This is a genomic window from Paraburkholderia sp. TE9906 (genome assembly GCF_056279605.1).
Genome location: NZ_JBWCCT010000005.1, coordinates 557186 through 570030, shown reverse-complemented (window position 1 = coordinate 570030; position 12845 = coordinate 557186). Strand labels below are relative to the sequence as shown.

Genomic DNA, 12845 nt, shown 5'->3' with positions numbered 1-12845 from the left:
AGAATTTTTTTGATTATTGAATTTCAAATCTGCGGATAATCTGACTAACCTGTTCTTGAATTTTCCTCCAGTCTTTAAGATGTTGCGGGTTGTACTCAATGGTGATAAACGAGTCGAATTCTGGTAGCACATACGTTTGCTCGCAAGTGAACACTGAGAACGGCTTTACCGACATTCGTTTGCATTCGATTTTTGTGCTCCAGTCATGGATGTCTGAATAGAAATCTTTGTGCCAAGATTGCGCAAAGGATTCGTCTTGGGTTAACTTCGGTCCAACCAAAACTTCATGCCTGAGGCCATATATGTTTTCGTCGGCAATTTCGTAACGCGACCCACTTGATGCAAACGGCAAATTCCCTTCTTTACTACGGTCTATATAGCGCGCAAACCAGTCTCTCTCTTCGAGTTTCGCCTGATGATTGCTCCAATGAACTGCGACGGTAATCCAGTCCTGATTGAACCCGTAGCGGTTTTCCTGATGGCGCCAGCTACCACCGTTATTGGCATCGAAAGGCGCATAGTCAGGGAAATGGAGAAGAAGTGAAAAACTGCTAATCTTCATGTCCGTTGTCGGGGCGCGGTTGCTGTTTTTCTTTATCCATTCGGCATTCCAGATATCGTCTCCTTCATACACAACGGGAAAGAACTGATATTTGGCGGGGATGGCCATCGTTATTCCGTTGAGATTGCCAAGTGCCGGGGCGTCAGGATCAACTTTTCTCTTTGTGCCAGCGAGGTGGATACAGGCCACGGCAAGCAGACTGGTCAGCACCATCGCGAAAGCTGTTCTTCTGCATTTCATAAATTCCGATTCCTTTAATCCCTCGTTGATTTATGGATGGCATCCAAGTCCCGCTCGAACAGATAATCGAGCACACTGCGCGGATGGGTGATGATAAACATCTCGGCGTGTAACCAGGACTCCGTCACAATCGACTCTTGATAAACACCTTCTTGCTAAGTTGCGTTGTCGCATCAACGACCGCAGTAAAACTATCTAGGCCGTCAATTGTGTTTCCTGCTACGGTGAGAGTTGTCGCCATTTGAAGTTTCCTTGATTAATATTACGTCAAAATATGGAAAGAATTTTCACAATTTATTTTTTAAATCGGACGTACTCCTTGGGGCTTTGGTGATTTTTAATGACACAGAGAATCAAGATTTTTGCCATTCAACTGAGCAGATGTATTAAGAAAACCTAGCGCCGCCGCACCGCTTACTGTGGAACCCGTCACGACACCGAGCGCAAGTGACGCGTACTGATACCCGTTCTGCGCAAGGTATTGATACACCCCCGCAAGATTTCCATTGGCAGCCATTTGTTGAAGTGAGTCAAGCTGTGCTTTACTAACATTGTTAGGCATTGCTAATCCTTAAGCTTTAGTTAACGAGCTGCATTGGTTTTGCTGATAACGGTTACAAAGTTGTTAATAATCAAGGCAACTTTCTTTTGCATTTCCCTCCAGTCTTTAAGATGTTGCGGGTTGTATTTAATATCGATGAAGGAGTCGAGAGCCGGCATGACAAAGGTTTGTGTGCATTCTGTCGGCACATATGGGGAGACATACATCCGGCTGCATTCTATTTTCGTGGTCCAGTCCCGGGTGTCAGTGTAGAAATCCTTATCACTCGATTGAGCAACAGATAGATAGACGTTTGAAGTCGCCCCACGCAGCACCTCATGCCGTAGACCATATATATTTTCGTCAGCAATCTCGTAATGCCACGCGCCTGGTGAAGTGCGTAAATGATATTCTCTCGTACGATCTATGTAATGCCTGAACCAGTCTTTTTCCCCGATTTTCGCCTCATGGTTATTCGAGCGAATGCCGATCAAGATCCAGTCCTGATTGAATCCATAGCGATTTTTCTGGTGAAACCAACTATCCAGATTCTCACCGCTGCGAGGTGCATAATCAGGCATATGTAAGAGCACCCCAAAACTACTGATCTTCATGTCCTGTGTCGGGACGCGATTGCGATTTTTCTCAAGCCACTCCGCATTCCAGATATCGTCCCCTTCATACACAACGGGAAAGAACTGGTATTTTGCCGGAATGGCCATCGTTATTCCGTTGAGATTGCCGAGTGCCGGGGCGTCAGGATCAACTGTTCTCTTTGCGCCAACGAGGTGGACGCAGGCGGCGGCAAGTAGACTGGTCAGCACCATCGCGAAAGCTGTTTTTCTATATTTCATAAATTCCGGATTTTTCAATCCCGCATTGATTTCTGAATACCATCCCACACCGGCTCGAACAGATAATCGAACGCACTGCGCGAACGGGTCTTGATAAACACTTCGGCGCGCAACCCTGGCCCAAGCACGATCGGCTCCCTCGCAATCCGATTCGCCCGCGCGACAACCTCCGGCGCAATTTCGATATGGGCCAGATAAAACGGTTGCCGCGTCTCCTTATCGTTCAGCGAATCGGCGGACAGATAGGTCACCGCGCCTTCCAGAACAGGCGAGGTCCGAGGGTTATACGCAGTCAGCCGCACATCGGCATGACTGTTCTGCGCAATCTCCCGCACGTTGTCCGGCTTGATCTTCGCTTCGATAATCAGCGGCGCGTCGCTTGGCACCAGATCGAGAATCGGCTCGCGCGGCCCGATGGCCGCGCCGATCGTATGGACCCGCAAAGCCACAATCTCGCCGTCTACCGGTGCCACGATGCGCGTGCGCGCATTGGTGTCCTGCGCCAGGCGAAGCTGATCCGTTATATCTTTCACTGAACCTTCGCGGTAGTCAGCCGCATCAATCAAAAGAAGGCGCGATTGCCTCTCGCGCCTTCTTTTGCACGCCTTTCGCCTGCGCAGTGCACCACGCAGGAAGCGCAACAAATGTCCAATGGACTGCTAACTACGCGGTCAAATATAAAACCCGTATTCGTTTGAATAGCTGATATCGTCAAACCATCCGAAGTCGAAATAATCACTTCCGCTGTCGTAGCTATCGTCCAGCGTGAAGTCATACTGGTTTCCGCCGGACGAGAGGAGCATGTTGTTGCTGCTGTAGTCTGACCAGCCCAGTTCATACCCGGTCGGGCCATATGCAACTGCATCGTAGCCACCGCCAGCTCCGTAGGTGAACTGCGTGAAGCCGGTCAACTTGCCGCCGCTGTCGAACGAGTCGTATTCGATTTCCTGCCCATTGCCATTGAAGATGATGGCGTTTTGGGAATTGTCGGCGTTGAACAGGTGCGCGGTCATGCTGCCGTTGCTGCCGTACTGGTCGTACTCCGTTTCGCGGCCTGTCGTGCCGTCGAAGAAGTAGTCGTCCGTTTTCTGGCCGCTCGCGCTGAACTTCGCGAACTCGGTTTCGTGACCATTTGCGTTGTAGACCGTCGCAGTCTGTGAGTTGTCGGCATTTAACAGGTGGACAATCGTCTGGTTGCCTTTGTACTCGTTTAGCTGGGTCTCCCGGCCGGCCGCGTCGAAAAAGGCATCGGTGGTCAGCGCGCCGTTGGCTGCGAACGTCGCGTATTCGGAGATGTGCCCGGACGGATCAAACATCGCGGCATCCTGCGTGCCGTCTGCATTGAAGATATGGGCCACTCCGCTGCCGTCCGCGTTGTAATCGTCCTGCTCTGTCGCGTGGCCGGTCGTGGCGTCATAGAAGATGTCCTGAGTCTTCGCGCCATTTTTGCCAAACGTCGCATATTCCGTTTCCCGACCGCTGGCGTTGTACACGATTGCGTTTTGCGTACCGTCGCCATTGAACAGGTGGGCGATCGAACTGCCGTCTGCGCTCCAGTCCGTTTCCTGCGTTTCGCGGCCTGTCGTCGGGTCATAGACGACATCCTGAGTGATCTTGCCGTTGCTGCCGAAAACCGCCTGTTCGGTCTGATGGCCGGCCGCGTTGTAGAAAAACTTGTTCTGCGTGCCGTTGGTGTTGAACAGGGAGGCAACTGCGCTGCCGTCCGCGTTGTAATCGTCCTGCTCGGTAGCGTGGCCGGTCGTGGCGTCGTAGAAGATATCCTGAGTGATCTTGCCGTTGCTGCCGAACGTCGCGTACTCCGTTTCGTGACCGCTGGCGTTGTACACGATTGCGTTTTGCGTACCGTCGCCATTGAACAGGTGGGCGATAGAACTGCCATCCGCGCTCCAGTCCGTTTCCTGCGTCTCGCGGCCCGTCATGGTGTCATACAGAACATCCTGCGTGATCTTGCCGTTAGCGCCGAATGTCGTGTAATCCGACTCATTACCATGAGAGTCAAAAACAGTAGCGGTTTGCGAGCCATCGCGATTGAACTGAACGATGTTCTCGGAACCATCCTTGTGGAACTGATCCTGCCCTGTTGGGTCGCCGTGAGCGTCGTAGATAGTGGCAGTGTAGCTGCCGTCAGCGTTGTGTGAATAGACGGTTTGCGAAATGACATTCCCAAACTGATCGTCGAAAGTTGAGGAACTGATTATTCCATTATTAAAGCTCTGTGTTTCAGTTTCACCCGACGAAAAGACTTCCTTTATTGTCGTAAAGTCGCCGGTCGCATTGGGATCGACGAATGTCACATTGGCGAGTGCTGGCGCCTGCGCCGGTGCCTTTGCGCCGTTAATCTTACCATAATAGTCGTAATAGGTTTGGTTTGGAATCGCGCTTCCCGGCAGGGTGGCGTAAACACCCATCGCCTGTTCAATCATTAGATTTTTATCTTCAGAAGAAGTATACCCCTCTGTCTGGTCGAACGAATGCTGAGCATCGAGCAATTGCTGAAGACCCGTACTGGTTCGATCAATATGGGAGGCGCCAGCAAGATAAATCTCGGTCTGGTTGCCAGTTGCCGCAAGAATTTCCTGTTGGACAACATAATTGTTATAAACCGCATCTCCTTCCCGATGTAGACCAATCATGGCATCAATGAAATAAGCGTTTGGATCGTTCGGCGAAACCTGATACTCATTTGTAAATGCCGTATCAGCTGCCTGATTAACGTAATGCCCGATTTCGTGAGCAAGCTGTCCGACAAGCGTCGATGAATCCCACTGGGCATAGTCCGAAGCAAATTCAACGTATGAGCCGTTGAACAGCGTGCCTCCGCCGCTGCCCACTTTCATGGAATTTACTATTTTGTTGTTGAAGTCTTGCTGGTATTGCAAGAGATCTTTCACCATGGTAGGGCTGTCATTAATATAGGCCAGATCCTGATCCGAGAGTTTGACAGCGCCCCAAAATTCTTCCTTGCCGGTAATTGTTCCCATCTTTATTTCCTTCTGTTTTGAAATACGTTAATTTGATCTGCGCATTTTTCGCCGGAGTTTTCAAATCTGAAAAGTAGATCGATATCGTTATCTCCCTTGAAGTGATAGTCAATACTGTAATTTTGGCTGTGGGCGTACGTCGTTCTTCGAATCTGACCAAAGGTTCTGAATATGTCAGATTCGGTAAGGCATTCGTAAAGGCTGAGATTATTTATCATCAAGATTGCCCGTCGATAGGACCGGTCGCTGGGCGTATATACCCCATAATAAAACTGGATCTTTTTTCGATTTTCTTCATTTGCGGGCGGGACTGTATCCACATCGAAGCTCTCGCCCGTGATTGCCCCATCAACATTTTTAACCGGAATTGGTGATTTGGCCGCTAGATCAAGATTCAGTTGTTTCGCTACATTCGTGTAGTTGGAAAAATCGCCTGCCAGAATAATTTCCTTCAGCCCGATGATCCAGTGCACTTTTGCAAGTTCGGTTTGATCCGCAGACAACTGTGCACAACCGACACCAGCGGTGGACACGACGATTAGTGCAATAGCTTTGGCGGCAATGGCCATATTTCGCATCTCGACTCCTTCAATCCCGCATTGATTTCTGAATACCATCCCACACCGGCTCGAACAGATAATCGAACGCACTGCGCGAACGGGTCTTGATAAACACCTCCGCGTGCAACCCGGGCCCAAGCACAATCGGCTCCTTCGCGACCCGGTTCGCCCGCGCGACAACCGCCGGCGCAATCTCGATATGCGCCAGATAGAACGGTTGCCGCGTCTCCTTATCGTTCAGCGAATCGGCGGACAGATAGGTGACAGTGCCTTCCAGAACAGGCGAGGTCCGAGGGTTGTACGCAGTCAGCCGCACATCGGCATGGCTGTTCTGCGCAATCTCCCGCACGTTGTCCGGCTTGATCTTCGCTTCGATAATCAGCGGCGCGTCGCTTGGCACCAGATCGAGAATCGGCTCGCGCGGACCGATGGCCGCGCCGATCGTATGGACCCGCAAAGCCACAATCTCGCCGTCTACGGGCGCCACGATGCGCGTGCGCGCGTTGGTGTCCTGCGCCGGGCGCAACTGCTCCATGATCTGAAGAACTTTCGCCGTCGTGTCCTTCAACTGACCATCGGCCGCTTTCACATAGTCGTTGCGCAGCGTCGCGATCTTCAGATCGAGATCGGTCTGCTTCTGTCGTGCGCGTATCAGTTCCGCCGTATCCGATTGCTGCCGTGACTGGTAATCCGCCGCAGCACGGCGCAACTCCATCATCTTCGTTTCAGTGACGTAGCCCTCGCTGCGAAGCTGCTCATTGACCTGAAGTTCCTGCTTCGAAATGCCGAGACTCCGTTCACTCGTGCCAACGAGCGCGGTCTCGACGGCGATTTCCTGATGTGTCTGCGCTGCCTGTTGCAGCAGCAATGCCAACTGGTCATTCAAGGCTTTCCGTTCCGAATCGAATAGCGTCTGTTCCCGCTGCATCAAGGCGGCAATACGCGGGTCTGACGAGCGCCCCGCGAGATGTGCCGGGAACGCGACCGCGTTTTTCATGTCGCGCTCGGCGGCAAGCCGTGCCGCTTTCGCTTCGTCATCGTCCAGTTGCGACTGCAATGCGGCGACTTCCGAACCGGGCCGCACGTCGTCCAGCGTAATCAATACCTGACCGGCCCTGACGTGGTCGCCGTCCTTCACGTGGATCGCCTTGACGATGCCGCCTTCCTGATGCTGGATGGTCTTGCGTTCGCCATCGTCGCGCACGACACCCTCGGCGACGACCGCACCCGAAAGCGGCGCGAGCCACGCCCAAAGAGTCAACGCCCCGACTCCGGCGGCTAGCACAATGCATCCGGCCGCAATTGTCCTTAGCGGCAGACGCAATGCTTCGCCGGCCGCCTCCAGCGGAGCGGCAGCGGCAAACGCCTGCGTGAGAATGCCGCGAAGAAGCTGAATCACTCGAAGTAGTTTCATGACGCTGAAACCTCCGGACGACGCAGCTGACTGGCAGGCGGTCCAGCGGGTTTTGCCCGCGACCGTAGCCAAGCCTCGACCTGGTCGCGGGTCCCGAAGGCTTCGATCTGTCCGCTACGCATCAACATGACCCGATCAGCAATCGACAGCACGCTTTGCCGATGCGATACGACGACGACCGTGACACCATCCTGTTTCAACTGCAGCAACGCGTTGTTCAACAGCCGTTCGCCGTCCACATCGAGATGGGCGTTCGGCTCGTCGAGCAGCACGAGCGCGGGGTCACCGTAAAGCGCGCGAGCCAGCGCGACAGCCTGGCGCTGACCACCCGATAACGTTTCACCGGCTTCGCCGATCTCCGTTTCATAACCGCCAGGCAGCCCGAGGATCAACTCGTGCACATGCGCCCGCTGCGCCGCACGCACGATCGCCTGTGCGTCCGCGGCCGCCGGGTCCGGATTTCGCGCGATATTGCCGGCGACCGTTCCCGAGAACAGTTCGACGTCCTGGGGCACGTAACCAAGAAAGCGGCTGAGCGAGTCACGCGGCCATTGCGCGATATCGGCGCCATCGAGTCGAACCGTTCCCGATAGCGGCTCCCACAAACCAGCGAGCAACCGCAGAAGGGTAGATTTGCCAGAAGCACTTGAACCGACAACGACGAGCAGTTGACCCGGCGTCAGCGCAAACTGAATGCCCTTGAGCAGCATGCGTCCACGCGGATCACCCGCGCCTCGACTGTTGAACGTGAGCGCTTCAACGGTGAGCCGTCCTTGAGGTCGAGGCAATTCGACAGGACGCGATGCGGGCGGGCGGCGATAGAGCGCATCCAACCGGCTCCAGCTTTGGCGCACTTCGATGAACTGCTTCCAGCTACCCAGCATCTGTTCGACCGGCGCAAGCGCCTTACCGAGCAGGATGGTGGTGGCGAGCATGACACCCCCCGTGGCAATCTGATTGATGACGAGCCACGCGCCTGCGCCCATCGTCACCACCTGAATCGCCTGGCGCAGTGTTTTGCTGATGTTCCGGTTCAGCGCCGAAGTGTCGGCTGCTTTCGCTTGTGCATCCAGATCGACACGCCGACGCGATGACCATGCGTCGAGCATGGCGGTGTTCATGCCGAGTGCGGTGATGATTTCCGCATGACGGCTGATCTGTGCGTATAGCTGATCGGTTTCACGCTGGTGTGCCGTGTAGGCGCGCACGCTATGTCGCGTGAGCCGGTCATTGAGCAGCGCGACGCACACGAGCAATACCGCGCTCGCGATTGCAACGAGTCCGAGCGACCAGTGAAACAGGAACATCAGAGCGACGTAGAGGATCAGCCACGGCATATCCAGAAACGCTGTGATGCCGGACCCCGAGAGAAAGGCTCGTAATGCGGCGACGTCCTGCGCCGTTGCGATATCGGAACGGGGAATGCGGCGGGCCTGGGCTTCGATACGCGCGGCCAGTGCGAGCCGGTCAAGACGATCCGCAAGCTGTCGCCCAAGATCGCTTAACAGGCGGTTGCGCACGACATCGACCGCCAGCATCATCAGCAGTGCAATGCCCATGAAGACCATCAGCATGGCCAGTGTTTCCAGACTACGGCTCGGCAGCACGCGGTCATAGACCTGCAGCAGATACAGCGTGGGAGCGAGAACCAGCAGATTGCTGGCGATGCCGAACAGCGCCGCAAGCCACGCGTGCCGCTTGATTGCATGAAACATGGTGGTTTTCTATTTCTTTGTCTGGTCGGACGGTGACAGGGAGCCATGCCCGGCGAGTTGCGTAAGCGTTGTGCCATCGAGTTGGGCAACGCTTGCCTTGAGGCGGAGGAATTGCATCAAGGTGTCGTAGCGCGCTTTCGACAGATCACGCCGGGTGCCGAATAGCTTGTCTTCTGCATCCAGAACGTCGGCATTGATCCGCACGCCCACCTTGAAGCCCTTCCGGTTCGAGTGCAGCGCCGTTTCGGCCGACTTCTGCGCCGTGAGAAGTGCGGATACCTGCGCGAGCCCGTCGCGTACGCCGAGGAATGCGTTCTGTGCGTCGAGAGCGGCCGTGCGGCGCGCATCATCGAGGTCGTCTTCAGCCTTGTCGCGCAACGCGAGGGCTTCACGCTTTCTGCTCATCGTCGAGAGTCCATCGAATAGCGGAATGCTGATCTGGATGCCGATCTCACCCGACGTGGCGCGGTTGGCGCCCGTATTGAAGTTGGTCTGTCCATTGATGAACGCCGCGTTGCCGTGGCTGACGTTCCCGACGATGGACACGGCAGGCAGATAACCCGCATTGGCCTTGGAGACCTCCCGCCGTGCGATCTCCAGTGCGATCTGCTGCTGCCGCACGTCCAGGCCGGATGCCTGGGCATCCGACGTCCAGCGTTCGGCAGGCTCGGGCGTGAGGGCCGGCAAGAGCGCATCGGCGTCGAGCGGGTCGACGCTATCGACAGCGTGGCCGACTAGCTTTTGTAGAGCGGCGTAACGCGTCGCGAGTACGCTTTGCGCCTGGACGAGATCGGCCCGCGCGGCGTCCGCGCCGGCCTTGATTTCATTCAGATCGACGATGGTTGCCGCGCCCAAAGCAAAGCTTCGCTGTGTGAGCGCCAGTTGTTCATCGACAGAACGCTGATGCTCCTGTGCAAGCAGGAAGCCGTCCTTTGCAGCCAGCGCATCGAAGTAGGCCTGCGCCACACGTAGCAGCAAATCCTGCTTTGCGCTGGCGAGAGCAATGCCCGACGCGATGACGGAAAGTCTGCTTTCCTGGTAAATCTCCCAGTCGTCCCACTTGAAGACGGACTGGTTCAGGGACAGCGTTGAACCGACCGTGGAATACTGGACCGAAGGCTGGCCAGGAACGTTGATCGAATTCCTGAAGGCGGACTCACTGAGCGCAAGATGCGGCAGCAGCGCGGCGCGTGCCTCGGGTGCCTTTTCAAGGCCTGCACGGAATGCGGCTTCGGCACTCGCAAGTTTGGCGTCATGCGCGAATGCGTCGTCGGCCAGTTCCGACAGGCTCGATGCGTGACTCGATAGGCCTGCCGCGAACACCGTCAGCATGCCGAGCGAAAGGGCGTACTTTTTTCCCAGCCGTACAGCTTGTGCGGCTCGACCCATCCGACCAATCCGAACGGGAGGCCGCAATTTATTGTCGAGCATTACAAGCTCGCAAGCGGTGTAGCCCGGCTTTCTCGCATTTCCAGTGCCTTTTATTAAGTGAGCGCTGAAAAAGAGTATGTTGCCGACGAACGGCCGAAAATCAGATCACTCTGAAAACAACTGAAACTGCACGATTTCTGATAGAGAAATGCCGTTTGAATTTCCAGGCAAACTCAAATCAATCGCTTTCCCGGGGCGCACGTCGCACTCACACTTTTGTCTGCCCGCGCCACGCGTATCTGCTTTGACGCGACATCCCCGCCAAGCCCGGGCAACATCCGCCAAACCCTTACTCCATAAGCCTTCCGCGACCACGAGGGAGCCTGCGCGCGCCACCAGGTGTCGTATTTCCTCATGTGGTTGTCGCAAATAGTCGGCAACGCGCACTTTTTTCTGGCAACTATGTATGCACAGCGCGGACGGGACGTCCGCCACGCAAGGAGAGCATTCAATGGATTCCCCGAAAGTCGTGGTCGAAGGGCTGTGCAAGGTGTTCGGCTCCAGTCCGAAAGAGGCGCTCGCCATGCTGGCGGCCGGCGCAACCAAAGAGGACGTGTTCGCGCGCACCGGTCAGATCGTCGGTGTCCACAACGTCTCGTTCGACGTGAAGGAAGGCGAGATCTTCGTGCTCATGGGCCTCTCCGGCTCGGGCAAGTCGACGCTGATCCGTCTGATCAATCGGCTGGTCGAGCCGACGGCGGGCAAGGTGCTGATCGACGGCCGCGACGTGGCGAGCGTGCCTCGCTCGGAACTCATCGCGCTGCGCCGCAAGGACATGAGCATGGTGTTCCAGTCGTTCGCGCTGATGCCGCAGCGCACCGTGCTCTCCAACGCGGCGTTCGGACTCGAAGTGGCGGGCGTCGGCCGCAAGGAGCGCGAAGCGCGCGCGATGACCGTGCTCGAGCAGGTCGGCCTCGCGCCGTTCGCGGAAAAGCTGCCGGCTCAACTCTCGGGTGGCATGCAGCAGCGCGTTGGACTCGCGCGGGCGCTCGCGGTCAACCCGTCGCTGATGATCATGGACGAAGCGTTCTCCGCGCTCGATCCGCTCAAACGCAAGGAAATGCAGAACGTGCTGCTCGAACTGCAACGCGAGCAGCAGCGCACCATCCTGTTCGTGTCGCACGATCTGGAAGAGGCGATGCGCATCGGCACGCGCATCGCGATCATGGAAGGCGGCCGGGTCGTGCAGATCGGCACGCCGCAGGAAATCATCACGAATCCCGCCGACGATTACGTGCGTGCGTTCTTCGAGGGCATCGACACGAGCCGCTATCTGACCGCCGGCGATCTGATGCAGACCGACGCCGTGCCGCTCATGCAGCACTCGCCGCAGATCGACGCGTCGAGCGTCGCGGCCACGCTCAACGGCAGCGCCGAGTACGCGTTCGTGCTCGACAGCGATCGCAAGATTCGCGGCTTCGTGTGCCGCGATGCGCTCGGCAGCGCGTCGCCGCAGCTCAACCAGATCGAGTGCATCCGCCGCAGCACGCCGCTCGACGACGTAGTCGAACGTGTGGTGGCGAGCCGCGCGCCACTGCCGGTCGTCGAAGCGGACGGCTCCTACTGTGGTTCGGTCAACAAGACGAACGTGCTGAACGTTCTCACGCGCCATCGAGGTTCCCATGTCTGAAATCATTCCGCTTGGCGCCTGGGTCGATCACGGCGTCCACTATCTGCTCGACCACGACGCGAAGACGTTCGACGCGATCGGCAAGGTCATCGAGAGTTTCGCGGCGCTCGTCGAACACGGCTTGCAGGCCGTGCCGATGTGGGCGCTGATGGCGTTCTTCGTCGGCGTCGGCCTGTGGCGGGTCGGCTGGCGTTTCGCGCTGTTCACGCTGCTGGCGATGCTGCTGATCTACAGCACCGGTTTCTGGGATCAGATGGTGATCACGCTCGGCCTCACGCTGTCGTCGACGGTGATCAGCCTGCTGCTCGGCATTCCGCTCGGCATCTGGATGGCGAAGAGCCGCACGGTCGAGATGATCGTGCGCCCCGTGCTCGACCTGATGCAGACCATGCCCGCGTTCGTCTACCTGATTCCGGCCGCGATGCTGTTCGGCCTCGGCCGCGTGCCGGGCATTCTGTCGACGGTGATCTTCGCGATGCCGCCCGCGGTGCGGCTGACCTCGCTCGGCATCAAGCACGTGAACCGCGAAATTGTCGAAGCGGGTCAGGCGTTCGGCTGCACACCGTGGCAACTGCTCTACAAGGTGCAGTTTCCGAATGCGCTGCCGTCGATCATGACGGGTGTGAACCAGACCATCATGATGGCGCTGTCGATGGTGATCATCGCGTCGATGGTCGGCGCGGGCGGGCTCGGCAACGATGTGCTCGCGAGCATTCAGCGGCTCGATATCGGACTCGGTTTCGAAAGCGGCCTCTCGGTGGTGATGCTCGCGATCATTCTGGACCGCATCACGGAGAGCTTCGGCCGCGCGCCGGGCATGGCGCGCGCGCCGCTGCTGTCGGGCTTGCGCAGCGTGATGAAAGTGCGCCGCGCGCCGGCCGCGCAACACGGTTGAG

At 56.7% G+C, this 12845-nt stretch carries 11 protein-coding genes; 2 read left to right on the top strand and 9 right to left on the bottom strand.

Going from position 1 to position 12845, the window contains the following annotated elements:
• Positions 1–13 precede the first annotated feature (13 nt).
• The 9 genes from ACZ9H4_RS16590 to ACZ9H4_RS16550 form a co-directional block, all read right to left on the bottom strand.
• Positions 14–802, bottom strand: coding sequence for a hypothetical protein (locus ACZ9H4_RS16590; protein ID WP_476119732.1), 789 nt, complete (start codon positions 800–802; stop codon positions 14–16).
• A gap of 337 nt (positions 803–1139) precedes the next feature.
• Positions 1140–1364 (bottom strand): hypothetical protein, encoded by a 225-nt coding sequence (locus tag ACZ9H4_RS16585; RefSeq protein WP_476119730.1) that lies wholly within the window; start codon positions 1362–1364, stop codon positions 1140–1142.
• A 20-nt stretch (positions 1365–1384) separates the two neighbouring features.
• Positions 1385–2245: a hypothetical protein gene (locus tag ACZ9H4_RS16580; RefSeq protein WP_476119728.1), complete on the bottom strand. Its 861-nt coding sequence runs from the start codon at positions 2243–2245 to the stop codon at positions 1385–1387.
• Positions 2212–2763, bottom strand: coding sequence for a beta-barrel domain-containing protein (locus ACZ9H4_RS16575; protein ID WP_476119726.1), 552 nt, complete (start codon positions 2761–2763; stop codon positions 2212–2214). The genes ACZ9H4_RS16580 and ACZ9H4_RS16575 overlap by 34 nt, the downstream gene beginning before the upstream one ends.
• Positions 2764–2868: 105 nt before the next feature.
• Positions 2869–5199 (bottom strand): hypothetical protein, encoded by a 2331-nt coding sequence (locus tag ACZ9H4_RS16570; protein ID WP_476119724.1) that lies wholly within the window; start codon positions 5197–5199, stop codon positions 2869–2871.
• Positions 5200–5201: 2 nt separating this feature from the next.
• The gene (locus ACZ9H4_RS16565) at positions 5202–5777 is read right to left on the bottom strand and encodes a hypothetical protein (protein ID WP_476119722.1); all 576 of its coding nucleotides are present in this window, start codon (positions 5775–5777) and stop codon (positions 5202–5204) included.
• Positions 5778–5787: 10 nt separating this feature from the next.
• On the bottom strand, positions 5788–7173 hold the full coding sequence (locus ACZ9H4_RS16560) for an HlyD family type I secretion periplasmic adaptor subunit (RefSeq protein ID WP_476119720.1): 1386 nt from the start codon (positions 7171–7173) through the stop codon (positions 5788–5790).
• Positions 7170–8888, bottom strand: a complete 1719-nt coding sequence (locus ACZ9H4_RS16555) for a type I secretion system permease/ATPase (protein WP_476119718.1) — start codon at positions 8886–8888, stop codon at positions 7170–7172. Before ACZ9H4_RS16555 ends, ACZ9H4_RS16560 begins: the two co-directional genes overlap by 4 nt.
• Positions 8889–8897: 9 nt before the next feature.
• Positions 8898–10277, bottom strand: a complete 1380-nt coding sequence (locus ACZ9H4_RS16550) for a TolC family outer membrane protein (RefSeq protein ID WP_476119717.1) — start codon at positions 10275–10277, stop codon at positions 8898–8900.
• A gap of 493 nt (positions 10278–10770) precedes the next feature.
• Here ACZ9H4_RS16550 and ACZ9H4_RS16545 point away from each other — a divergent pair, with 493 nt between their 5' ends.
• Complete coding sequence (locus tag ACZ9H4_RS16545; RefSeq protein WP_476119715.1) at positions 10771–11949, top strand: quaternary amine ABC transporter ATP-binding protein; 1179 nt, start codon at positions 10771–10773, stop codon at positions 11947–11949.
• Entirely contained in the window at positions 11942–12844 is a 903-nt protein-coding gene (choW, locus tag ACZ9H4_RS16540; protein ID WP_408153366.1) for a choline ABC transporter permease subunit, read from the top strand. The genes ACZ9H4_RS16545 and choW overlap by 8 nt, the downstream gene beginning before the upstream one ends.
• The last annotated feature ends 1 nt before the right edge of the window (position 12845 follow it).